Here is a 25672-nt window from a genome sequence, read left to right as displayed (position 1 = left end):
GTAGAATGGCCGACACTTCAACTCAGCTCGTGCCCGCCCCGCCCATCGACTCTTTGAATTCTGTAAATCTCTCCCATTCATGCTCGAGCTGTTCCAGCGCGCGGCGCGTTTCCGCCAATTCGCCGGCTTTCACCGTTTCTTCGATCCGCTGAACGATCTGGTGCAAGATCGGAGCGCAGATGTTTGCCGTCGTTCCCTTCAATTGATGCACGAGGCGTGCCAGTCGCGACATGTCGTTCGCATCGAGGCTCTGCACGATCTCCAGCACCTCGACCGGAAATCGCTTGTCGAAGCTAGCCAGCAGCCGATCGGCGAAATCCAATCGCCCCATGCAACGCCGCCGCAATTCAGCAAGGTCCAGTGGAACCGGGTCAGTTGAATCGACGATCGGGCCTTCCGCGGTGCGAATCGTTTCTAGACCCGACCGATCCAAACTCCGGCCGGCCTCAAACTCTCTTTGATCGAGAGCCGGCGCAAGAGAGGTGGGATAATTGCTTCGGTCGCGCGCCCTGTTCATGAGATAGTTGCTCCCCAGACGATTGAGAAGTGCCTCTGGGACCAAGCCAAAAGGGCACCGCCGCACGCACCTAACGGGCGGCGTCATGACGCTTCACAGGCGCCCGCGCCTGACTGCATCCATGGGGCAAACGAGACCCGCTAAACTTTACGCCACCGTAACTGGCCGGGCAAAGAGTGGGGCACGCGGCCGTGGGGGAGAGCGGTCGTGATGGATGCGTAGCGCTTTCAGGTCGGTTATCGTGGCGGCGAGTCCTTTTTGCACGTGCCGGTCGAGAGGCAAAAACCTCGAAAGAAACTGTTTTTGGCGTTTGTCCGGGTCCGATATTGATTTTGATAGCGATCGTCTCGATCGGGCCGGATTTGCGGCCATCTCCGACGTTTTTTGAGGGGGGCGGCTCATGATGCGCGGATTCGCCCTACGGCTCGTCTTGTTGAGCGCGCTCGTGGGCGTGCTGGCCTCGCGCGAGGCTGCCGGCCAGGGAATCGCGCTGCCCGGAGCGGGACCCATCAATCAGTCGATGGGGGGCGCTGCCGTGGCCGCTCCGCTCGACGCCACGGGAGCCCTGTTCTGGAACCCCGCCACCATTAGCGGGCTAAACTCTTCCGAGATCAGCTTTGGGCTGGGACTGATGCTGCCGACGACGAGCCTCTCCTCTTCGTTGCCGGCGAACTCGATTTTCCCAGGCGTTCCCCCCGTGGCGTTGCAAGGAAGCAATCACAGCAATGCGGGCGTGACGCCCCTGCCGACGATGGCTTTCGTAAAGAAGCTGGACGAGTCGGATTGGACGTATGGCATCGGCGTTTTCGGGATCGGCGGTTTTTCGACCAATTACCCGGCCAGCGCGACGAATCCGGTTCTGATGCCGCCGCCCCCCGCCGGACTCGGAGTCGGCCACGTTTATGCCGACGTCGAAATCCTGCAAGTCGTGCCGACCGTTTCCTACCAATTGACGGATCGGCTTTCGATCGGCGTTTCGCCGACATTCGACTTGGCGCGGTTGGCGGTCGATCCGGCCTTTTTCTCCGCGCCCGACGACGCGAACGGCGATGGATTCGCCACCTATCCATCGGGCACGGCCACAAGCTACACCTGGGGGATCGGCGCGCAACTGGGCCTCTTTTACAAGGCGCAGAATTGGAACCTCGGGTTCTCGCTCAAGAGCCCGCAGTGGTTCGACGATTTCCGCGCCAATTCGAGCAATGAAATCGGTCAGCCCCGAACCGTGAAGTCGGAGTTTGATTTTCCGATGATCGCCTCCGTGGGCGTCGCCTACACGGGGTTCGAGCGTTGGATCGTCGCCTCTGATTTCCGCTACTTCGACAATCGCAATACAAACGGCTTCCGCACGGCCGGCTTCAACGCCGATGGATCGGTGACCGGCCTGGGCTGGAAGAGCATCTTCGGCATGGCCACCGGAGTGCAATACCAGGTCACCGACTGCTGGTTCCTGCGGATGGGCTACGCCTATAACCAGAATCCGATCGGCAACGACGTCGCCTTTTTCAACATGTCCTCTCCGCTGATAACCCAACACGTGCTGTCGGTTGGCACGTCGTACAAGTTCACTCCCTGCTGCATGCTCTCGATCAGCTATAGCCACGCCTTTCAGAACCGCGTCACCGGCCCGATCGAAACGCAGCTCGGCGCGATACCCGGCAGCTCCGTCACGGATTCGACATCGGCTGATCTTCTCTATACGGGCATTTCCGTCCTGTTCTGATTCCGCGTCGCCCTACCGCTTCGGCGGACTGGCTTCGCGGACCACGGCGCCGTGGTCTTCGCTCAAGATCAGAATCGAGAACTTATCCACGAAGTCCAGCTCGTTCGTGCTGAGCGACGTGTAGTCGAACAGGCCGCGAAGGTCGGTGTAGCCGTCTTTGTAGAACCGCACGGCGCCGTCCTTCATGCGGGCGTAGACCTTGACATAGACCTTCGAGAGCGGGGTTGAATCCTTGTCGAGCGTTACGCGGACTTCGCCGTAATTCTCAATCGTTTTCACGTGCAGGGCGTTCGAGTAGTAGGCCTGGGACTGCGTTTGGCCCGCGCCCGCGATCTCGACCAGCAGGTTGCTGTTGACGAGCTTGTCGGGCAGCCGGAACTCGAAGCTCGCGGCGTCGGCCGGCAAGTCGATCGTTTCCGATTGGTTCGGCAGGATGTTCGAGAACTGCTTCGCCTCTCCCTGCACGAATGGATTGCGACTGAAGAGCAGCTCAATGTCCATCTGGTAGTAGTTCACCCGCACTTGCTTGAGGCTCTGGAAATTGAGCTTCACTTTCTTGGCCTCGACGGTGAAATCGAACGACGGCGTCGCGGCGGCTTCCTTGGTTTGCGTCTGAGTCCGATCTTCCTTGTCGGCCACTTTGATCTCGGCTTTGCCGATCTCATCGGCCTGATTGACGATGTTCGCAAACGCCAATCGCCAGCGATCGAGGGGATAATCGGCGTATTTGGCGGCAATCTGCCGGGCCAGCTTTGGCTCCGACTTGCAGAAATCCAGGTAGGCGGCGAAGTAATCGTACTGAAGCCGCGTGGCAAGTTGCTCGACGTTCACTCGGCCGAAGAATTCCAGCGCCTCGTCCACGCGATCCTGAAGCAGCAGGTAATACACGATCGACATCATCTCGGCGCTATCGAGCTGCCGGCGATAGCTGAGGATCTTGAGCAACCGCTCGTATTGGGCGAGGAAGCGATCATTGAGAATCTCGCGCTTTCGCCCGAGTTGGCCAACCCGCGCGTTCACCAGCGGCTTGTAGTCCATGTGCTCGTAAGCGTGGTGGACGACCGGATCGATCGTCACCAGCGGACTGTCGATCCAGTCACCGCATTGAGGAACGAAATCTCCCGCGAATTGCAGGAATTGGCGGATCGCCGGCACGTCGTTGTGCTTCACTCCGTAGGACCAGAGCGTGTGGTTGTAGATATGCCGCGCGGCGAGCAAGCCGATCACATTCTCGAAGAACGCCTTGTCCTTCATCCGCCAGGCGATGCGGTCAAGGTTCACTCGGAGCACGTTTTCCGAATTGAGGAAACCGAGCACGTCTTGTTCGCTGCCGTGTTGCGAGATGTAGTCCCAAGACTGTTTGTCGATGTTGGTAAGTTCGCGGACGACGTTGAATGTGAACGGGGATGCGAAGGCCAACACCTCGCCGTTGCCGGCCACTTGCACCGGATAGTGCGGGAATTTGCCGGGCGCCGGAAAGTAGAAATAGTATTCGAGCGTTTGCGTGTGATAGGGATCGAGATCGAGATGTACGCTCCGGGTGTATTGGCCGTTTGCGACGGGCAGCGCCCCGGCGGGAATCTGCAGCAGCACATCCACCTTTTTCTTCGACGACGTGGGATTGGTCACGACGATTTGGCAGCCATAGACCACGTCGATGAGGAATTCGTCGGTGACGAACTTGTCCACTTGCTCGGCCCCCTCCTGACGGAAGCGGTCGCCGTTGCGAAAGAAATTCTGGCTGACGAGGATCGGCGTGTGCTCGGCCACTTTCTCGGCCGGTTGAATCTCTTCGTGATAGACGATCATCGGGCTGCCGGCCGTGAGCGTCATCCGAGTTCCCTTGAACTCGGTCTTGTGCTCCGCAGCCTTGAACGGCAGGTCCACGAGCGACAACGCCGCCAGCATCTCTGGGAAATTGTGCGTCGCCTCAGCCATGTTGGTCGAGAAGAACGGCTGATCGGGATCGTGGGCGGCGTAGTCGCGCCAGAAGGCATTGGTCGCAATGAGCGCGGCCGTTTGCTGATCGAGGGGCAGCTTGTAGTAGCTACTTTCCACCCATTCCATGGTTTTGTCGAGCTTGCGATAGTATTGCAACATACGGCCGAGTTTGGCGCGATCGTCGGCGAGGGAGGCGACGTCGTCGCGGTCGTTGAATGCATCCACGCCGCGGAATCCGTCTTTCAGCGCGCCGCTGCGGCGGAGATTCTCGGCCAACGATTTTTTGGCAAAACCGTAGGCCATGTTTGCAGGTTTACTCGCGCCCGCCTCGGGCGCGGCGGGAGGCATGGCGGCGGCAATCGGGGGTGTTTCTGGGCTATCAGCCAGGATCCGGGCCTGCACTCCACCGAGTGCGACCTTATCGCCGAGAACCGGCGCCTTGTCCTCTTTCTCAAGGGCCTCGCGAAGTCCGAGGGCATCGCTGGTTTCGAGCTCGCTTCCCTTGAGCGCCGTCTCGAACAGGTGATTGAACCGCTCCGGGTCGGGTGGCAACAGATTGAATTGGTCCGTCACCAGCCGGACCACAACGCGTCGCTGCCCCTCGACGCGTTGTGCCAGCAGAATCCGCTCGAGCGCGTTGAGCTGCTCGAAGTTCCACGGCTTGAGGTACTCGCCCAAATCGTCTTCCAACAACCAATGATCGAGGAATTGCTTCTCCTTTTTGTTCGCCAGATAGGGCCGGATCGCCGACTTGAAAAACTCGGGGTCCTTCCTATAGAGAAATAGGTGCAGTTCGTGGCTTGCATACTTGAGATAGAGCGCCCGCTTTTCTTCGAGCTTCAGCGACGGCCAATCGCGGACAAAGCCGAATTCCACGAGCTTCGGATCGTTGTTCAGCGCGGCATAAAGCGCGTACACGCGGGCCAGATTGTCGTAAGACTCGAAGTGCGTGCTCGTGATGTCGGGGATCACCAGCGTTCCCTTCGCTGGCAGGATGCTGATCCGCTTTTGCTGGGTGAAATGCTGCTTCGGGTCGAGCCCCTTCGCCAGCCGCAGATCGAGAAAGTCAGCCTTGGGATCGGGGAGGCTGACGATCCGGCTCACGGTGTTTTCCGGATCGACGGCCACGAACAGCAATTCTTGATGCGGGCCCAAATCGGCTCGCTTCAATTCGATCACGCCGTTCTTGTCCGGCACGACATTGGCGACGACGAGCGAACTGGAAGCCAGGAAATCGAGATCGGCGAAGTCGCCTTCTTTCGGAACTTGGAGGGTTAAGTTCGTTGGAAACGGCGCGATGCTGCCCGTCCCACCCGCGCCCTTGAAGTCTTCTCCGGCCTGCGCCTCTTGCTGGCCGGTCTCCGTGCTGCGGATCGCCCACGGGTTCAACAGCAGGCTCGGCCGCTCCAGCATATTGCCGGGATACTTCTTGGCGAACTTGCGATCGATGATATACCGATATTCATCGCCGATGTTCCGGCCGGCGACGTATCGGGATTCGGCGCGCGGCGTGGTTATGGAATACGGCTCGGGCGCGGCGATGTATGACAGCTCGTCGTATGCCGAGAACGCCGGTTGGAAGCGCGTCGCGAAGATGTGCACGCGCGTGAACTTCGTGGCATTGTCGATCCGCAATCGCACCGCGGCGTCCGTCACCTGGACCGACTTGATTTGCAACGGATGGCCGTTTTTCGCTTCGAGCTTGCGATAATCGCCCAGCACATAACCGTCGCGCCGCGTCCCTTTGGTGAGCCGCAGATTGATCTGCCGTCCCGTTTCCTTGAACAACAGCGAATAATCGCCCGGCGGCAATTTATCGATCACAAGCATGCCATCTTCGATCGACAGGTTCTCGAAGCGATCGATGGCGAATCGGTCGCTGCGCAGCTCCAACAGCGACAACTCGGCGCGATCCGGCTTGTCCTTCGCGCCCATGTAAGGGACTTCGATCGGTTTGCCCGCTTCGCCTTGGATCGTTTGGGCATAAGTGTGTTCATCGCGGCGCAGATTCCACGTGTGAGAAACGCCCTGCGGATCGGTCGCCGTCACGCTGACGACGCCCGGCAGCGGCCCGAGTACCGCTCGCCCGCGCGTGTCCGTTTGCAGCGACGTATAGACCGGCTGCGTATAGTCGCGCATCTTGAGGGTGATTTGCAGGGGTCGATCGGCCTTCGCTTCGCCCGTCTTCCCTAAAAGGTCGATCACATAGTCGTTTTCGATGCGGCAGAAATGCAGGTCCTCGGTCTTGTCCGTCCGGTCGATTTCGTCGACCGAAAACGACTGTTCGGCCGCCAGGTCGATTTTCTGATTGCGGCTCTGATTCTGAACCTTGGCCTTGAGGAGGAACTGGATTTTCGCCAGCCGCTGCGGAACCTGAAATTCGTAGACCGTCTCGCGGTCCTCGAAGAGCTTGAAATCGGCCGCCTCCTTCGTGCTGGCCACGCCATCGAGGTCGGTCGAAGTGATTACGAGCCGCACTTCCTCCAGCGCTTTGCGCGAGACCGGTGTGCCGTTAAGCGAAAGCTGCGGGCGCACGATCAACTGGGCCTTGCGGCGGGCGATCAGTTCCTCGCGATCGACGTAAATGCCTGCCGCGAGTTGATAGTTCTCCGGCTCCTGCTGGAAGTATTCGAGCGACGAAAAGCCGCCGAGCGAGAGCACGATCGGCTGGCGAGCCGGCTGATTCGAGAAGGGCACGGCGATCGTGCCGTCCTTGTCCGGCATGTAAAGCGTGCCGGCCAGCCACAGCGTGGCCTCGGGGGCCGGCTTGTTCCGCTCGTCGAGCACGGTGAAGATTTGTCCCGCCACGCTCGTGCGGACGAGAAATTGCAGCTTGCCCTTATGAATCAGCGCCCGGCTGGCCTTGCCGTTGCCGATGAAATCGACGACGTACACTCCGCGATGATTGAGCGAAGGAAACTCGAAATGCCGCCGCACTCGCCGCAGCGCCGGCTCTTTGTACGCGTAGGTCTTCTCCTCGTTCGCCACCAAGCCGTCGAGATTGATGTCCGGGCCGATCTCTTTGAGATTCTCGCGATAGAAGTTCTGCGTGTTCACCTCGAAGACCTTGACGATCAGCGTGTCGACATTCTTCACGAAAAGATCAAGCCCCACCGGATCGTCGGGGGCCAGTTCGGTCCTGTTCGTGTAGGCAAAATCGAGGTCGATCCGCTCCTTGAGCTGCTTGTAGGCCTCCGGCGGCAACATCGAGTAGAGCTTCTCTGAATCGCCGAGGCCGTTGACGATCTTCGTCTCGGCGAAGACCTGCTTGAGGTATTGATCGTTGATGTAGGGCGAATAGGCGGCGTAGTCGTCGGCCTCGAGAAAGAATTGCTGCAGATAGCTCCGCACGAGCGGCTCGTCGTCGCCGATGATCGGGAGCATTGTCGTCGGAGAGAAGTCTTGTTGCAGATTGGCGGCGTGCTGCTGCCGCTCGAATGGCTCCATAAATCTCGGCGCGATGTAGCTCACGTGTTTCGGCAATTTGATGTACTCCATGAACCGCTCGGGATCGTACTTTCCCTGCGAGCGGTCAAGCACCAGGCGGTGATAGAGAATGTGGGCCTTGAGCGAGTTATGCGCCGATTCGAGCGTCTTGGCGAAATCCCAAAGCCGATCGAGGTAGGCCGCGAGCGCCGCCGGGTCCTGCCGCCAATTGAGATCGTTCGAGGGATGCAATCGAGCCAGATAAACGTCGACGAAATTCTGCTGATTCCGCAGCTCGGGCTTGAGCTTCAGACATTCGCCGAGCTGATCCAACAACAGTCGGCGATGAATCTCGAACTGGCCGAACCCGCCACTGTTCACGAAATTCAAATCGTCGATGACCCGCTTGACCAGGTTCGGAACATCGGGCCTCTGCAACCGCGACAGCAATTGCCGCCGCTGATCGGGATTCAACTCGGCGGCCGCGAGCCAATCGAGGGCCGAGTCTTCGAATCCCTGAAGCGTGTTGGGAAACTGGTTGAACGCCTGCGGGTTCAGCCGCTGGCGCGAGATGATCGCCGGGTCGAGCTTCGTCGGCAGGTTCGGCTTTTGGTTCAACTCTTCGCGCTGATGGTTGAACTGCAAATTGAGCCGGTTGCGGATCAGGTCCAACGCGCGCTGCGGGTTCGTGTCGTAAGTCAGCAGCGCCTGGCGATTCTCGATCTCGATCGCGCGCGGCGTGTAGTTGTAGCGGGCGACCCAGGTCTTGAGCGTCGCATCGACCTTCTGCCATTGCTCGGTCGATTGGTAGTAAAGGCAGTAATAGTAGTAATAATCTTCCGTGCCGGGGATGAGCTGCTTGAGCGGCGCCGAGCGGTCCGCGGCGAGCGAATAATCTTCGATCCAACCGATCTCGCCGGCTCTAGCCGAGTTTGTCCGGTAAGCAAACGCTGTTATGACGAAAACTGCCGCGGCAAGACGAAGATGAGATCGATTCATAGCACAACCATTCGTTGGAAAGAAAGACCTTGCCCGGTGAACTGCCAAAACGCCCGATTGGCCCAAGAAAGGCTACCATGCGCGGCGCGCATCGCGACGCGAGAGACATTGATTCGACGCGGGTAACTTCCGAAAAGTTCCCGACCAGCCGGCAGCGCCGACAAAAAAGCCGCGAAGTGAACGGCTACCCCTTCGTTCGCCGGCGGGGGTGGGCCTTTTCGACGAGCCGCCGCAGTTCTTTGATTGGCTCGGAATTGTCGTCGACTTGCAGACGGAGGACCGAATCGTTATTTAGCCAGGGGCCGCCGTTTTTCTTGACGACCAGAAGCGCGGCCGATTGCATGCCGCGCGTGTCGCCCCCGGCGGCTTGGCCGGCTTCGAGTGCGGCCACCAGGCGCATCGAGAGGTGACCCTCGGTGCTCTCGAACGCCTCGACCATCTTGCCGACAACTTCTTCGCCGGCGAGGATGTTGCCTTGCGCAGTGCAGTTCTTGCCCTGTTTGCTACCGGCCCAGGCGTTGCATTTGGGGCCGGTGTAGACGGCCGTTTCCCCCTTAGCGTTCATCACGGCAAGCTGCCGGGCTTCCTTGCTCCAATCCTTTGGCAGCGGATCGGGATCGGCGTCGCGAACCTGCTTGATCACGTCGGCCGGTTCGACCCGCTTTTTCAACAATTCCAAGGCTTGAGGACCGTAGGCGACATTTCCCGCGGCTTGAGTCGACACGGCGCCGACGTCGGCTTCCGCCCAGAGCACGCCGTTGCCAACGTTGAATACGCGCGATTGGACCGCGGCGCCGATCTCTCCCGTCTCCGGATCATAGCCAAGGATCGAAAAGGTCGCGATGGTGTGCCAATCGGACGGGGCCGTTTTGGCGGCACGAGTGGCCGGCGTGGATTTGCTTCCCGCGGCCGCGGGGTCGGCGGCCCTAAGCGACCACGCGACGAGCAACGTCAAGCAGAATGCGACCGCGACGATTCGCAAGACAACGGCGAAATGAAACATGAAACGCCTCCGGTTCGAGAGCAGCCCGCGTTACTTCTTTGCCGCGGCGTCGTTCCAATAAAAGTCGACGTAGCCGATCATCATTTCATCCCAGGTCTGGTCGCCCCAGCGGATCGACTTAGTCGGATCGGGATTGGCCGGGTTGTCGGCCGAGTTGTCGTAATGGGCCGTGCAATGCAGCCGCGTCCCCTTCGGAAGCTGCAGCGGCTCGGCGCAGCGATACGTGCTCTGCCAGGCGAAGTCGTACCGCGGCACGGAGAGCAGCGTCTCGCTGCGGCCGTCGGGATAGGTCGCCCGATAAAGAAAATCCTTGCCGCGGAGGTGCATGTGCGGCATGAAGGAGAGGACGGTGGCGTCGCGCGGCAGCGTGAAATCGCTTTCCACTTTGTAATTCGGCTCGCCGGCCCGGATCAGAAAGCGATGGTTGCCGATCCCGTGCGATTCGACGTTATGCTCCGGCGGATCCTTTCCCTTGTAGAAGATCAGCCCCAATTGCGAGCGGTCTTTTTCCTCCTTGCCGGTCGGCGTATAGTGCATCTGCCAGACGATCGTCGCACCGGCGGGAATTCTCCGCCCGACTCCCGGCGGCAGCACCAGCGCCATGTCGCCCGGCGCGGTGCCGGCGATCCATTGGTCCTGAACCCGTTGCTTCTCCGGCAACTTCGGATCGCGATAGAAGGCGATGATGTGATGCACGGCCTTGCGATTGCCGGGGCGGGCCTCGGCCGCTTGAATCCAGACATCTTCCTTGAAATTCGTCGGCGTCTCGAAGAACTGATACGGCACGGTCCCCGTCGACGCCACCGTCACCTCCTCCGGCAGCTCGAACACCACATCCGGCTCGCCGATCGTCCAGCCTTCGGCAAACGTGCGCGGTGGCGGCATCCGGCTCTTGTCCCCCAGCGGAGTTCCGGCGTCGATCCAAGACACGAGCGTGTCGATCTGATCTTGCGAAAGGCGGCGGTCGTTCTCGAACTTGCCGTAGCGCGAATCGGCGTGCCACGGCGGCATCCTGCGCTCCTGCACCACCTGCTTGATCATGTCGGCCCAATGCACCGCGTCGTCCGGCTCGAGCAATGAGAACGGCGCTACGGTCCCCGGCCGGTGGCAACTCTGGCACTTATCTTGCAAGATGCGCACGACCTGATTGGAATAAGTTACATCGGTCGGCGGATGGTCCGGCTTGCGGAGGCTGATCAAGCAGCCTTGCACGGGCGTCGTCGCGGTGGAAATCTCTCTGTGAGCGAGCAACTCGTCGAGCGCGGCTTCCAGATCGTTCTGCGTGGCCGAGTCGCGATGGTAGTTATAGCCAAAGCGATCGTCGATTCGGCCGCGATACCGCACGACGCGCCGCGCGTCGAGCACCAGAGCCTCGGCCGTGCGCTCCGCACCGGCCGCTCGCAGAATCTGCTGGTCCTGATCGTAAAGCGCGGGAATCTTGATCTCGAACTGCTTCACGTGCGCCGCGATCTTCGCCGCATCGTCGCTCGGGCTGGAATAGATGGCCAAGAACTGCACCGACTGATCGGCATACTTCTTGGCAAGTTGATCGACGATCGGCAGATACTCATTGGCGATCGGGCACTCGGTCGAGACAAACACAAGCACGACTGCCCGCTTGTCGCCATATTCCGCCAGCGCCCGCGTCTCGCCCGCGGAGTCCTTCACGACAAAGTTCGGCACATGGCGATCAAGATTCCGCGCGGCTGCGCGGTCACTTGCGGCCGTTTGCCCGATTGCAGGCGCAATATCGCGACCCGCCGCTGGTCCCTTCGCCGCTTCCTCCGCGCGGATCCCGCAAACGACCGCGACCCAAACCAGCATCGCCGCGCCGCAAACATTCGACCACCGTCGCGCCGCGCTCGACCAAATCCCGATTCCGTCATCTCGCCGCATCGCCGATACTCCTCTATCTTGAGAACTCCAACCCATTAACTCCGTTGCCGCTCGTACTCGTCCTCACGTTTCGCGACGGCAGATTGCCTTATAACATAACCTGCCGCTCGACATTCCTCCACGCCATTTCGACGGCAAGTCAGGGTCTTTCCGCTATTCAAAGTGGACGAGGGATGGCCGCGGCATAGCGAAGCACTGCCCCGGTTGAAGTGCCACCCGCGCCGGCCTAAAGGGCCGAGGGGAGCCCAGCCCAGGGTGAAGTCCGCCGCGGACGGAACCCTGGGCTACGATGTAATGAGAGCAGCGAAGCCCTGACAGGGCGACATAGCCTTGATTGTAGAAATGTCTTTCCCCCTAAGCGCGCGTATTCCGACGTTGTCGCGGCGCCCAATTCTCCATCGCCCCTTCAGGGGTTGTGCTTCAAATTGCGTTGAAACCCAGGGTTCCGTCCGCCGTCGGCGGACTCCACCCTGGGCTTGGCTCCGCCGGCCTTTCAGGCCGATGCCTTGCGCTGCGGTTTGTGATATGGCGCAGGACTCCGCGGCTACAAATAAACATGATGCTCACACATCACGCGATTCTAAGGCGCGGCACCTTGACGCTCGATGATCGTCAATCGCAGACTTGATTCCCCGAACACGACCGAGACCTTAACTTCGCCGTAGGGCTCCGCGTTTGGTGCGTCCGTATCGAGTGACGCCGAGAAGGTGCCCTGGCCTTGGCAGTCCTCGTTTCCACACATCCGAGCGACTTGACGTGAGAACCGGCGATAAAGCCTCTTCGGAAGAGGGTCCATCTTGAATCTTTCATCCCCGCGCACAAGGTGAATTGGGCAGACATTGCCGCAGATGTCGATTTCAATCTCCTTGAATTGTCGCGCCACTGCCTCGCGTAGCAACAAAATCACCAATCGTCCTAATGGGCCACGCAAGGCGGCTTCGTCATCACAGAATAGCACGTAATCCGCGTTGCTCGCGGTCTCGAAATACTCCTCCGCGTTTATCACTTCGATCTCGCCGTACTCCTTTACAATCTCCACGATGTCGGGCCGTTCGCCGGGTTCCTTCAATCCGTAGAAACCGGGCCAGCCTTTCGGCTCCGGGTATTTTGACTTGTAGTCGTTTCGCGCTGATTCGCTGAGAGCGCGAAACCACGCTTCCCATCGCCACCAATAAAATCCCGCTGGTCCCATCGCCCAGCCGTTAGACAACCATGGGATATACGGAAACTCGACCCAAGGCGGGGCTAATTCTCTCTGCTCGTCCATGCCCGCATTATAACCGTCGCCGCACGAGCAATGCGCCGGCTTCCTCGCGGTTTCGATCGTGTATATCGCGACCGATCCTGCGTACGCGACGCTTGATGCGAACTCGAATCACTTGCGGCTTGGCGGAAGCGGCTCGTATTTGAGGAGAGTCTGATCGAGCCGACTGCCGCTCGGCCAGGAATCTGTCGCGGGAAGCGTCTGGTCGGGAATGCGGAATTGACTATTGCTCGGCAGCACGATTGGCTCCAGCAGCGCGTCTGGAAGCTGGACTGACGTTGGCACGACGTAGATCGTCCGGCCGTTGAATTCGAACGATCGCCAGTTTTCTGGAGTCGCAGGTTGTCCGATCGACGAAGGCGCGATCGGCGATTGCCGCGCTCGTTCCAGTGTCGCAACACGATTTTCTAAGGCCTCAACGCGGCGCACCAACAGCGCGACCGGATCGGCGGTCCTTGATTCCTCGCCAACGCGCGGCGATTCGATCCAAGGAAACTCGGCGGTTTTCGTGATTGAAGGATTTGGCTTCGGTTCATCCCCTCCGCCGCGGACCAATGATCCGCCAACAATGATCACGCTAACCAGAATCGCAGTCGAGAGCAGCGAAAGCGGCAGACCGCGATAGTGAGACATGACAGACTCCTTTGGATTGTGATACGGGCTATGACCGAGTCGAGCTTCCAACCTGATTTGACGGGTGCCATGGCCACTGCTCTGAGTGGCCATGCGCCAATACAGTCCATGCCCACGCAGAGCCGTGGGCATGGCACCCAAAGTATCAAGACGGCTTTGAAGCTCCATAAGTTATAGGAAGCACTGCCGCCGGGCGACGTTTCCGACGTTACATTCCAGCATTATCCCCGACCGCGGCCTGCAGGAGCAAGGGATTCATCCAGCGTTCTCCGATCGCGGCGACGGCAGCGGTGGGAGGCCGTATTGGCGCCAGCGGGTGCGGATCAGATCGTGGATGGCATCGGGAGTCGCCAGTGCGGCGGGCCAAGGGCGCGGATGTTCGTCGGGCAGTTTCGCGGTCGCGTCGATGGCCATCGCTTGCCCCAGGCCGGCAATCGGCGCGGCGTGGTCGGCGAAGTGGCCGGGGCCGGAGTGAAAGAACACGTCGCGGCCCGGATGCACGTGCGCTCCGACGCACGACCAGACTTGCCGCGCATCGTGGACCTCGATGTCCCCGTCCACTATCACGATCACCTTCGCGGTCATCAGCGGTTCCCAGCCCCAAATCGCCGCCGCCACGCGGCGGGCCTGGTGCGGATATGTCTTGCGAATCGCGAGGACGAGGAATCGCTGCGAGCCGCCCCAATCCGAGAGCGAATAATCCACCAGCTCCGGCACGACGGCTTGCACGAGCGGCAAGAATATCCGCTCGGCGGCATGAGCTAGCGCCTGCGGCTCGCCGAACGAATGACCGGGGATAATCGCCGGGCAAATCGGGCTGGTGCGCTCGGTGACGGCCGCGACATTCATGACCGGCGCCGATTGCAGCACGCTGTAAAAGCCCCCGGCCGCGCCGACCGGCCCGGCATCAACCCAAGCGGCCGATGGATCGATGTAGCCCTCCAAAACCATATCGGCATCGGCCGGAACTCCCAGATCGATGCCGCGGCATTTGACCAGCTCGATCGGTTGCCCGCGCAGCAAGCCGCCCAGCGGCAGCGGGCTGAGCGCCGCGGCGAGCGGCGAGCCGGCCATCAGCCGATATGCTGGATCGCCGCCGAGCACGACGGCCACCGGCATCGGCGCAGAAAGCCGCCGAGGACTGTCCCCTTTTGTGGAGTCTTCGGAACAAAAGGGGACTGTCCCCTTTTCCCCGGGCCCCTTTTCCCCGGGCCCCTTTTCCCTGGGCGGTTTTCGGACACGCGCCAAGAGCCGCGCGATCGGCTGCCGCGGCGAAAGCAGCACCGCCAGTCGCGTCTTATCGAGCACTTGCAAATCGCATCGATCGACATGCCGCTCTCCGCGATCGGGATCGCAGGACAATAGCAGCCCGGCGTGGATGAATCGGCCCGGTTCATCCGGCCAGTTGCGCAGCGCCGGCAGCGCCGTCAAATCGACGTCGCTGGCCAGTCGCACCACTTGCTGACAAGCTCCAGTCTTCACCGGCCGCGGCTGCCAGCGATCGCTCGCCGATTCGCGGGCCAGCTTCAGTCGATCAAACCAACCGCCGGTGGCTTCGCCGCCGAGGCTGTCGCGGACTCGTTCTGTCGTCTCCGCAAGTGATTGGACTCCGAGCGCACGACAGATTCGCCGCTCGGTGCCGAGCAAGTTCGTCGCTACCGCTGCCCGAACCCCTTTGACGTTTTGGAATAGCAAACCAGGCCCGCCGGTCTCCGCGACGCGCCGCGTGATCTCGGCGATCTCCAAATCCGTGTCCACCTCGATGCCGATACGCGCCAACTCCCCGGCCGTTTCCAATTCGTCCAAAAAATCCCCAAGGGTGCGATAAGGCATGGGCCAAATTGTACGGCAGCGGCCTACCGTTGTTGAACCTCAAAGCCTATTATCAGGAAACGAAATCTCGGACTCATAGGACCGACAGCCGCGATGCGAGGAGGCTTGGCCGTACATTTTTTACCGACTTTATTCGCTCCGGACGAACTTTCCGGGGCCACGGCCGTCATTATCGATGTGCTTCGGGCATCGACGACGATTTGCCATGCCCTTGCGGCCGGCGCGCGGCAGGTGATCCCGTGTTTGGAGGTCGTCAACGCCCGAGAAATCGCGGATGATTTGACGGCCCGCGGCGAGCAGCCGCTGCTGGGCGGCGAGCGCGACGGCGTGCGGATTGGAGGATTCGATCTCGGCAATTCGCCGGATGAATACAGTCCAGAGACCGTCGCCGGCCGAACCATTGTGTTCACAACGACCAACGGCACCCGCGCGATGAATCAGTGCCATACCGCACGGCGCGTGCTAGTCGGCTCGTTCGTAAACCTGTCGGCGGTTTGCAAGGAACTCGTCGGAAGCGAAGCGCGTCATCTGGTTTGCGCGGGTACGCAGGACCGGATCACGCGCGAGGACGTGCTTTGCGCCGGCGCCATCGCCGACCGCCTGCTCGTGATGGGCGCTGTTGACGAAAACGGACTGAACGATCAAGCTCGCATTGCCCGCGACGCCTGGCGGCAGACAATGTATGGACGCGACGAGCCGGACTCCGGCTCGATCGAAACCTTGGCCCGCACCTTGCGCGATTCGCAAGGAGGCCGCAACTTGATTGCCCTCAAGCTGGACCGCGACATCGGCGCCGCCGCTCAGATGGATCGTTTTCGCATCGTTCCTGAATTGGACATTAGTAATTGGCGAGTCACGACGGCACTCCCCAAGGGGAGCGGCTAACGAATTGTCATCGTCTCGCCAGTCCTCACTAACATTTCCGGACCGTAACTGACCCGCGACTTCTGACCTCGGACCTCCGACTGCCGAATTTCCGACTTCGGTTCGCAAGCGAACCGGCTAACGAACGACCCCTCACCCCCGACCTCCGGCCTCCAACCCCTGCCCATATGGAAATGGAAAAACTCGTCTCGCTCTGCAAACGGCGAGGCTTCATCTTTCAATCGAGCGAAATCTACGGCGGCCTGAACGGCTTCTGGGACTACGGCCCGCTGGGTGTCGAGCTGAAGCGGAACGTCAAGGAGGCGTGGTGGCGCGACATGGTCTCGGGCCACGACGATCTGGCCGTTCCGCCCGGCGCGCCCGAAGCCTACGGAATGGTCGGGCTGGATTGCTCGATCATCATGCACCCGCAGGTTTGGAAATGCTCGGGGCACTACGATCTGTTTCACGATTTCATGGTCGATTGCCGGCAGTCGCAGAAGCGTTATCGGCACGACCAGGTCCGTGGACGCTGGCTCACGGCGAAGGGCCGGCGTATCTTCGTCGCCAGCGAATTGGGGGGCGACGAGGGACTCGCCGAGACCGAGCAGCGGGCGCTCAAGTTTCTCAATCTCCGGGGAAGAGATGCGGGGACGCTCGCGTGGGAAGGCCCGCTGGTATCGCTCACCACCGTCGCCGATTTTTCGGTGGTGCTCGGGCCAGACGCGAAGGAGCTGGGCACGCTCACGCCGCCGCGCGAGTTCAATTTGATGTTCAAGACGATTATCGGCGCGATGGGGACCGAAGAAGACGCCGCGTTCCTGCGCCCGGAGACGGCCCAAGGCATTTTCGTCAATTTCAAGAACGTGACGGACAGCACGCGCGTGCGCGTGCCCTTTGGCATCGCGCAGATGGGCAAGAGCTTTCGCAACGAGATCACGCCGCGAAATTTCACCTTCCGCTCGCGCGAGTTCGAGCAGATGGAGATCGAGTTTTTCTGCCACCCGAGCCAATCGCCGGCCTGGTATCAATATTGGCGCGACAAGCGGTTCCGCTGGTACACGCAGCTCGGGCTGGCGAGCAATCGGCTTCAGTTGCGAGAGCATTCGAAGGATGAGCTGTCGCACTATTCGTGCGGCACGGCCGATATCGAATATGCTTTCCCGTTCCTGCCGCCGGGCGAATTCGGTGAGTTGGAGGGAGTCGCGCATCGCGGCGATTTCGATCTTCGCAGCCACATGGAGGGCAAGCTCGTGCGGCAGGGGGATGCGCTCGTCGTCGAGCTAGATGCCGAAGGGAAGCCGCGCCACCGCGGCAGCGGCAAGGACCTGAGCTACCGCGACGACATCACCAACGAGCGCTTCATCCCGCACGTCATCGAGCCCTCGGCAGGAGCCGATCGGGCGACGCTGGCCTTCCTTTGCGAGGCGTATGCCGAGGACGAGGCGCCAGACGAAAACGGCAAGATGCAAACTCGGGTGGTGATGCGGTTCCATCCGCGGCTCGCCCCGGTGAAGGCGGCATTGTTCCCGCTGGTGCGCAAAGACGGGATGCCGGAGGTGGCGCAAGAGATCTACCGGCAGTTGAAGGGCGAATTCAACGTGTTCTACGACGAGAAGGGGGCCGTCGGCCGCCGCTATCGGCGTCAAGACGAGGCCGGCACGCCTTTCTGCATCACCGTCGACGGACAAACGCTCAGCGACGGTACTGTCACGATCCGCGACCGCGACACGCTCAAACAATGGCGCGTGCATAAGAATGATTGCCTGCCGGAGATCAAAGAGCGGCTTCGGCGAGAGTGACAACTAGCAGCATGCTTCCCGCCCTCAGCCAAGTTTGCACGTTGCACGCTCCATTTGAGCGGGACGTCGAGGAGTTCGCGGCGTCGCATTGCCCGGCCATTGAGATTTGGTGGGGCAAGCTCGATGTGTATCTCAAGGACCACTCGATCGAAGACGCCCGGCGGCTGTTGGCCGAAGCCGGCATGGCCGCGCCAGTCGCCAGTTTTCAAGGGGGCTTGCTCACCAGCCAGGCCGAGGCGCGGCGCGAGCATTGGGCGCTCTTCGCCCATCGGCTCGAACTGTGCCGGGCGCTCGGGATTGGCACGATGGTCGTGGCTGGTGATGTCGAGGGGCCGCTCGGCCAGCACGATTTCGAGCGTGTCCGCGTCTCGCTGCGTCAGGCCGCGGAACAGGCCGGGCGGGCCGGTGTGCGGCTGGCGCTCGAGTTTCAATCGCGGGCGTTCTTCCCCAACAATCTTCAGTCGGCCGCCGTGCTCGTGGAGGATTGCAATAGCCCGCAATTGGGGATCTGTCTCGATCTGTTCCATTATTACACCGGCCCGAGCAAGCCGGAGGATCTTGGTTGCCTTTCGGCCGAGAATCTTTTCCACATCCAGCTTTGCGACCTGGCGGGCAATTTGCGCGAGTTGGCCACCGACGCCGATCGCGTGCTTCCCGGCGACGGCGACTTTCAGATCGCCCCGCTCGTCGCCCGGCTCCGGGAGATCGGTTACGCCGGGGCCATCAGCGTGGAACTGATGAACCCGCAAATCTGGCAAATTCCGCCGCGGCAAGTGGGCGAGGTGGCGATGACGGCCCTGCGCAAGGTGCTTGGCCTGGCGAGCATGGGATGAGAGATGACTGGGTGACAAGTTGATGGGGTGACGGGATGATCGGAAATAATCCCGGAACCATTTGCGTTCGAGTGGGTTGGATTGGCACAATAGTTCTGCACCGCAGCCCGCCAATCCGAGGAGCAATTTGATGCACCGTTCGAGTTGTGTCGCCGGGATGATTTCGCTGTTGTGGATCCCTAGCGTGGCGCTCGCCGCCTCGGACAGCAAGGAGACCGGTGGGTGGGTGGCGGCGATCGTTGAGAGCACGCTCAAGACCGACTCCGACCACATTCGGCAGTTCGCGTTCGATGGCGATCCGAGCACCTTCTTCGCCTCGGAGCAGAACCCCACCACGACGGATAGCTTCTCGCTCACGTTCGACAAGCCGGTCGCGCTGAAATCGATCTCCGTCGCGACCGGCGCGCCGAGCGGCGAAAACAAGCTCGACGCGGGCGAACTCGAAGTCTCCCACGACGGCAAAGAGTTCAAACTGCTCGCCAAGTTTGCCGACGGCGCCGCAAAGGCCGAAGCCGACGGCCAGAAAGTTGTCGCGATTCGCATCCGCCCGACCGAAGACATGAAACATCCGCTGGCGATCCAGGAAATCAGAGTCGAATCGACGCCGCGGGTGGCTATCTTCAAGTACCCCGTGGAATTCGTCGTCGATGTCTCCGACGCTCCCGAGATGCAGGAATGGGCCGATAAGTGTGCCCGAATTTGCGAGCGGACGTACCCGATGATTAACGAGGAACTCCCCAGCGAAGGCTTCAGGCCGGCCCACTTGGTGAAAATGACGCTGAAGAAGGACTACCGGGGCGTCGCGGCCACCGGCGGGACGCGCATCACGGGCGCCGTGGCGTGGTTCAAGCGGCATCCTGATGACGTCGGCGCGATGGTCCATGAAACGGTTCACGTCGTGCAGGCCTATCGCTACGGTCGCGGCGGCAATCGAAATCCGGGCTGGCTCGTCGAGGGAATCGCCGACTACATCCGGTTCTTCAAATACGAGCCGGGCAAAGCCGGACCCGTAAAAGCCGACAAGCATTACGACGGCAGCTACCGAGTGACCGCGACGTTCCTGAATTACGTCAGCGAGAAATACGACAAAGAACTGGTCCGCAAGCTCAACGCTGCCATGCGCCAAGGCAAGTACAGCGAAGACCACTTCAAGGCCTCGACCGGCAAGACGCTCCAAGAGTTGGACGACGAATGGCGCGCGACGCTGAAATCGTAGCGCTCCGGCAATTTCAATTCGTTGCCACCGGACTTGTTGAATCGCCAAGATCGCTTAGCGTGCCGATGCGGGAGTCGCCGACGGCCAACGGCCGTCGCCGCGCTGCATTTGAGGATCTTGCCAAAGTGCCGACGGGTGGCAACAGGGGAGCGGTGCGATTAGCTCGAGGTCGGGCACGGCCGGCACGTTCTCCAACTGGCCCATACGGAACAGGTCGTCGGCTTCCAAGAGCGCGCCGAGATCGACCACTGCCGTCCAGAGCGAGCCTAGCACCGCAGCGTAGGATGTTACAGTCGTGGCCAAGGTTTGCTGGGCGTTGACGATGTCGGAAAACGCCACGGCGTCCGGTTCGACGTCGTATCGCTCCCGAACCCCGCGGAAAGCCTGCACCTGATCGGGCAAAATCTGCTTGCGGTAATACTCGATCAGCACGCGATTGTCTTCGTAGCGCTCGAAGGCGTCTGCCAGCCGATTGGTCAGATCGTCGCGGGTGGCATGCGGGCCTTCGATGGCGCTGGCAAGCTGGGCTTCCGCCTGAGCGATATTGCCTTGATTGTGGTCCCAAAGCGGAATGGGCGCGCTGATCGCGATATTGACCGCCGCGCCGAACGGGGCCGCAGTATTGTCTTTTTGCACGGCCACGTGCGTGGCCACATCGGGAATTCGATTGGCGTAGGCTAACTGAACGTTGATTCGCGCCTGGCGGATCGTGTTCTCGGCCGTGATGACGTCGGTGTGGCTCGACAGCACTTGAGCTAGCGCCGCGTCGAACCGCACGAGCGGCACCGCGGCGTCGACGCCGCCGGAAAGTGGCGCCGGCGGCAGCCCTGGAACTCCGACAGCCGCGGCCAGTTGCTTCCAAGCGGAAATGTAGCGATTGCGGGCTTGAATGAGATTCGAGCGGGCCTGGAACGCGAGCACGCGGAGCTGCATCGGCTCGTAGACGGCCGCCTGGCCTCCCTTGGTCATCTCGACTTGTACTTGATAGGCGTCGTCGGAGAACTTCGCCAGCGACCGGCTGATGCGAACGTTCTCTTGCGCCACGAGCACCGAGAAATACGCCGCGCGGACCTGATGGGCCAAATCGACCTGCGCCTTGCGCACGGCGACCTGGGCATTTTCCACGCCGACTTGCGCCGCGGCCTGGGCCAACGACAGCTTGCCGGCCGTCTTGATCGGTTGCTCGAAGAATGCGCCTTGGAAGCCGGCTGTGCGGCCGGAGTTGATGTTGTCGGCCTCGTAACCGAAATTTGGATTGGGATAAAGTCCGGCTTGGACCGCGGCCCCCATCGCGGCGCGAACGCTGGCCACTGCCTGGCTAAGCGCGGGGCTATGTTCGCGGGAAATCTGTTCGAGGTCGCCCAGCGACAACGGCCGAACGTTCGGCGTCGCCTTGGCGACAAAATCGGCACCGAGGGCGGGCAAATCGGGAAACAGCTTGGCAACCGCGCGCTCGCGCGGCTCGGGATTGTTCTGTTCGAATCGCGGCAGGCGGATGCGCGGCGCTTCGGCCCCGGGCAAATCGTTTGGCACCTCAACCCGCCGCGGGTGCACAGCGGGGCCCTGCTTCGTGCCAGGGGCGATCGGCTCCTCATCGGCGACGACGCGAATCCCGGTTTCCTGCGCTCCGCGGGCCAAAGGTCGGCCTTCAGTTCGGAGACTCAAGCCCGAAGAGAATTCGGAGACGGGTGGAGCACCGGCAGCGACCGGCAATGGCGCGGATGTACCTCCCGGCGCGTTTGCGGACGAGTTCGTTGGCGGAGATGCGATTGGCGTCTCGAGGGCTGCAGCGTCGCGCGGTGGCGCACCCGTCGACGAGCAGCCAATGATGCTCGCCAAGAGCATCAGCGAACTCGCACGTTTCCAGGCCGCGATCATCCGCTTGGTCCCGTTTTTTACGGCACATGGAGTGTGCCTACCGCATTCAGCGCGCAGCGAAACACAATGAATGCTATCGGTCCGGCGCAATCCATGCCGTGCGAAGCCGCGGACCAATTGATACGTTCGCTTCGCCGAGCAGATTGAGAATAGGCGGCAAAGTCAGCGCTGCTTGCCAATCAGTGCCCGAGGCCCGTGGCGCCAGCAGGTGGGTCGCGGTGGCCGTAGAAGCTGTAGAGCACGGGGATCACGTTCGTGAGCAAGAGCGTGACGAGCATGCCGCCGATCACGACAATGGCCAGCGGGCGCTGGGTCTGTGAGCCGATCCGCGTCGAGAGGGCGGCGGGCAAGAGGCCGAATACGGCAGTCAGCACCGTCATAGTCAACGGACGGATTCGTTTTTCAACGCCTTTCAGAATCGCCTCGTGCAACGGCATTCCGTCGGCCCGATTGTGGTTGAACGACGAGACAAGCAGCAATCCGTTCATCATCGCCACGCCGACGACCGAGATAAAACCGACTCCGGCAGAGATGTTGAAATTGTTTCCCGTGATCAAGAGCGCCCAAACACCCCCCATCAACACCGCGACGACGTTGGAGAGCACGACAATCGCATCCATCAGCGATCGGAAGGCCATGTAGAGCAGCATCGTAATCAATGCCATGGAAAGGGCGATCGCGGCGATGAGGCGAATCTGCGCCTCTTGCATTTCCTGAAATTCGCCGCTCCATTCGGCCCGATAGGGAGCTTTGAACAAATCCGCGGTCGCTTCTTGGGCCTCCTTGACCGCGCTGGCCAAATCGCGGCCGCGCACGCCAAACTTTACGGCGATCAGCCGGTTTCCTTGTTCGCGATGAATGGTCGATGCTCCCGAGCGGACGAAATCGCCATTGGGATCGGGGCGGCCATCGGGACCGAGCGGCGTCACCAGATCGCCCACCCGCCGCCGCGGCGAGTTGCTGAGATTGTTGAGCGTGCCATTGAACATGTTTCCGGTGAGCGAGGGCATCGACTGACTCGTGCCCAGCGGCGAAAGTCCCGTGCTGCTGCCAGTCATCGGCGTCGAACCGACGCTGGACGGTCCGCCGCCAGTGACGTTGTTCGTCACTTCGACGGGAATATCGAGGATCGCGCTCTTATTCGAGCGGTATTTTTCCGGCAGTCGCAGGGCGATGTCGAATGTTTTTTCCCCTTCGATCATTTGCGTAAAGGCCTTGCCCCCGACGGCGGTTTGCAGCACATTCTGCACGTCGGAGACGTTCACATTCCAGCGGGCACATTTTTCGCGGTCGATCGGGAATTCGAGGTTCGTCTGACCCTTGATCCGGAACACGCCGACATCCGCGATCCCATTGATCTTCTGCATCCGCTCCTTGACTTTATCCGCCAGCCGCTCGAGTTCATCCAGATCGGGGCCAAAAATCTTTACGGAGTTTTCCCCTTTGACGCCGGAGAGCGCCTCCATCACGTTGTCGCGGATGTTTTGAGAGAAGTTCCAATCGACGCCGATCAGATTGCGGTTCAATTGATCGTTCATCTCGGCGATGAGTTCATCTTTGCTGCGCACGCGTTTGGCTTGGAACCACGAGCGCAACCCCTCCTGCTCCTTCGCGGCGGGCCAATCCCCAAACGGTTTGAGCGGGACGAAGAACTCGACGTTGTAGAAACCGCCGGGGTCTGTACCATCGTCCGGCCGACCGATCTGGCAGACGATCAGTTCCGTCTCGTCGAATTTGCGAATAATGGCCCGAGCGATCTTCACCTTTTCCGTCACTTCGTCGAGCGAGATGCTCAAGGGGAATTCGCCGCGAATCCAGAGGTTCCCTTCTTCCAATTCGGGCATGAATTCCTGCCCGAGAAATGGGATCGCCGCGCAGGTGGCAATGATCATCGCGACGACGATTCCGAGAAACGCAGCGCGATGCTGCAAACACCGCTCGACCAGCCACACGGCCCCCGCCTTGAGCCGGCGAACGAGGATGTTTTCACGCGACGGTTTCACGTGCCGAAGCAACATGGTGCAAAGCACCGGGGAGAGTGTCACCGCCAGGAGCAGCGCGCCCCCCAACGCGAAAGCATAGGTGTCGGCCATCGGACCGAAGATTTGGCCCTCTGGGCCTTTCATCGTAAACAGCGGCAATAGAGCGCACACGAGAATCAAGGTCGAGAAGAACAACGGTCGCTCGACTTCGCTTGCGGCCCGAACCACTCGCTGTCGGATCGGCAAATCGGCGTCGTCGCCGGAGGTTAGATGCCGGAATATGTTTTCCACCATGATGACCGACGAATCGACGATGATCCCGAAGTCCACCGCGCCGATGGAGAGTAGATTCGCCGACTTGCCCCGGAGAAACAACACGCAAAACGCGAACAAAAGCGCCAAGGGGACATTGATTGCGACGATCAACGCCGGCCGCACGTTGCTCAAGAACATCAGCAGAATCGTGGTCACCAGCAACATTCCGAGCATCAGGTTTTCGTTGACGGTCTCCCGCGTGACATTCATCAAGTCCATGCGGTCGTAGTACGGCGCGATCTTGGTGCCGGGCAAGAGGCGGCCGGCGCCGGGCTTATTCAGTTCCTCGACTTTGGCCTCAACGGCGCGCAGGGCAGGGAGCGAATGCTCGTCCTTCCGCAATAACACAATCCCCTGCACGACGTCGTCGTCCGATTCCCAGACGCGCTCACCATTTTCGCGCAGTTCGCGCCCCTTCTCGTCCTTTTGCGGGCGATCGAGCGTTACCTTGCCGAGCCGCGTTTGATTTCCGACGACGACCCCCTTGTTGCCCATGTCGTATCCCGGCGACACGCGCCCTCCTTCGACCACGTCGCCGACGTGAACGGCCACATTGTTGGTCGAGGCCAGACCGATCTCGCGAATCTCCCGAGTGCGCCGCTCTTCCTCGGTGCGCAAATAGTTGCGCGCATGAATTGGGTCTTTCATCCCGAGCACTTTTTCGACCGGATCTTGCCCGCCTCCGAGTAGCCCCAGGCTGCGGACGACCTGCGCGCTCGGCCCGCGAATAACATAATCGCCGCCAACGTTGTTGTTGCTGCCGGCGATGGCGTTTTGAAGTAGCGGCAGAGTGATCCCGTAGCGCTTCATCAGATCGGGGTCCGGGCGGACTTCATAGCGCTTCACCGTGCCGCCGAAGCTGCTGACGTCACCGATGCGCGGCACACGGCGGAATTGCCGCTCGAGCACCCAATCCTCCATCGCCTTCAAATCGTTGGTGTTGTAAATGCCGCGGTTCGCGTCGTCTTTCGGATTGGCGATCGTATAGCGAAAGATTTCGCCGGTCGGCGTTTCGGGAGAAATCACCGGCATGACGCCCGCGGGAAGGTTCGCCGTCCGCAGCCGATTCATCACCTCTTGCTTCGCCTTCTCGAAATCCATGCCGTAATCAAACTGGCTGTGGAGATGCCCGAGTTGGAAGATCGATCTGCTGTGCGTGTAGGTCAAGCCCGGCATCCCGGCCAACGCATCCTCGAGCGGGATCGTCACCAGCCGCTCGACCTCTTCCGCGGAAGCCCCCGGATACTGAGCGACAACTTCCACGATCGCCGGCGCCGGATCGGGATAGGCCTCGACGTTCACATTGAGAAACGAATAGAGGCCGAACCCGATGAGCGCGGCCGCAAGCAGGAGCACGACAACGCGGCTGTTCGTGGCCCAGGAAATGAGATTGTGAACCACAGCGGGGACTGGGGGCTCGGGACTGGAGACTGGGAAAGCACGAAGATCCGTAGGGTGCGTCAAGTCCGCGCGGACGCACCGGAACATCGCGCGGCGGTGCGTCGGCGCAAAGCCTTGACTCACCCTACGGACTTGCGTTCCGCGTT

14 protein-coding genes are annotated in these 25672 nt (G+C 60.9%); 5 read left to right on the top strand and 9 right to left on the bottom strand.

Annotation, left to right across the window (positions count from 1 at the left end):
- Nucleotides 1–22 precede the first annotated feature (22 nt).
- Complete coding sequence (locus VGY55_11435; protein HEV2970572.1) at nt 23–331, bottom strand: Hpt domain-containing protein; 309 nt, start codon at nt 329–331, stop codon at nt 23–25.
- A gap of 586 nt (nt 332–917) precedes the next feature.
- Here VGY55_11435 and VGY55_11430 point away from each other — a divergent pair.
- Nucleotides 918–2240, top strand: coding sequence for an outer membrane protein transport protein (locus VGY55_11430; protein ID HEV2970571.1), 1323 nt, complete (start codon nt 918–920; stop codon nt 2238–2240).
- Nucleotides 2241–2252: 12 nt separating this feature from the next.
- Here the strand turns inward: VGY55_11430 and VGY55_11425 are convergent, their stop codons facing one another.
- The 6 genes from VGY55_11425 to VGY55_11400 all read right to left on the bottom strand — a co-directional run bounded on the left by VGY55_11425 (nt 2253) and on the right by VGY55_11400 (nt 15235).
- Nucleotides 2253–8606: a hypothetical protein gene (locus VGY55_11425; GenBank protein ID HEV2970570.1), complete on the bottom strand. Its 6354-nt coding sequence runs from the start codon at nt 8604–8606 to the stop codon at nt 2253–2255.
- A 184-nt stretch (nt 8607–8790) separates the two neighbouring features.
- Nucleotides 8791–9609: a DUF1028 domain-containing protein gene (locus VGY55_11420; GenBank protein HEV2970569.1), complete on the bottom strand. Its 819-nt coding sequence runs from the start codon at nt 9607–9609 to the stop codon at nt 8791–8793.
- Between the two features lie 30 nt (nt 9610–9639).
- Nucleotides 9640–11505, bottom strand: coding sequence for a redoxin domain-containing protein (locus VGY55_11415; protein HEV2970568.1), 1866 nt, complete (start codon nt 11503–11505; stop codon nt 9640–9642).
- A gap of 580 nt (nt 11506–12085) precedes the next feature.
- Entirely contained in the window at nt 12086–12772 is a 687-nt protein-coding gene (locus tag VGY55_11410; protein ID HEV2970567.1) for a hypothetical protein, read from the bottom strand.
- A 108-nt stretch (nt 12773–12880) separates the two neighbouring features.
- The gene (locus VGY55_11405) at nt 12881–13402 is read right to left on the bottom strand and encodes a hypothetical protein (protein HEV2970566.1); all 522 of its coding nucleotides are present in this window, start codon (nt 13400–13402) and stop codon (nt 12881–12883) included.
- A 255-nt stretch (nt 13403–13657) separates the two neighbouring features.
- Nucleotides 13658–15235 carry a UbiD family decarboxylase gene (locus VGY55_11400; protein HEV2970565.1) on the bottom strand — a complete coding sequence of 526 codons (1578 nt, stop codon included), beginning with the start codon at nt 15233–15235 and terminating at the stop codon, nt 13658–13660.
- A gap of 105 nt (nt 15236–15340) precedes the next feature.
- Between VGY55_11400 and VGY55_11395 the strand changes: the two genes are divergently transcribed.
- The 4 genes from VGY55_11395 to VGY55_11380 all read left to right on the top strand — a co-directional run bounded on the left by VGY55_11395 (nt 15341) and on the right by VGY55_11380 (nt 19950).
- Complete coding sequence (locus tag VGY55_11395) at nt 15341–16120, top strand: 2-phosphosulfolactate phosphatase (GenBank protein HEV2970564.1); 780 nt, start codon at nt 15341–15343, stop codon at nt 16118–16120.
- A 173-nt stretch (nt 16121–16293) separates the two neighbouring features.
- Nucleotides 16294–17901, top strand: a complete 1608-nt coding sequence (locus VGY55_11390) for a glycine--tRNA ligase (GenBank protein HEV2970563.1) — start codon at nt 16294–16296, stop codon at nt 17899–17901.
- A gap of 41 nt (nt 17902–17942) precedes the next feature.
- A complete protein-coding gene (locus VGY55_11385) occupies nt 17943–18734 on the top strand; it encodes a sugar phosphate isomerase/epimerase family protein (protein ID HEV2970562.1) in 792 nt (263 codons plus the stop codon).
- A 130-nt stretch (nt 18735–18864) separates the two neighbouring features.
- Nucleotides 18865–19950, top strand: coding sequence for a basic secretory protein-like protein (locus VGY55_11380; protein ID HEV2970561.1), 1086 nt, complete (start codon nt 18865–18867; stop codon nt 19948–19950).
- Nucleotides 19951–20004: 54 nt separating this feature from the next.
- On the opposite strand, the gene VGY55_11375 is transcribed toward VGY55_11380, so the two are convergent.
- Together VGY55_11375 and VGY55_11370 are read right to left on the bottom strand one after the other, a co-directional pair.
- Nucleotides 20005–21615: a TolC family protein gene (locus tag VGY55_11375; GenBank protein ID HEV2970560.1), complete on the bottom strand. Its 1611-nt coding sequence runs from the start codon at nt 21613–21615 to the stop codon at nt 20005–20007.
- A gap of 392 nt (nt 21616–22007) precedes the next feature.
- Nucleotides 22008–25526, bottom strand: a complete 3519-nt coding sequence (locus tag VGY55_11370; GenBank protein ID HEV2970559.1) for an efflux RND transporter permease subunit — start codon at nt 25524–25526, stop codon at nt 22008–22010.
- Nucleotides 25527–25672: the final 146 nt, after the last annotated feature.

This window comes from Pirellulales bacterium, assembly GCA_035939775.1.
Taxonomy (GTDB): Bacteria; Planctomycetota; Planctomycetia; order Pirellulales; family DATAWG01; genus DASZFO01.
The sequence above is the reverse complement of the archived record's forward strand: the minus strand, read 5'-3'. Positions and strand labels throughout refer to the sequence as shown.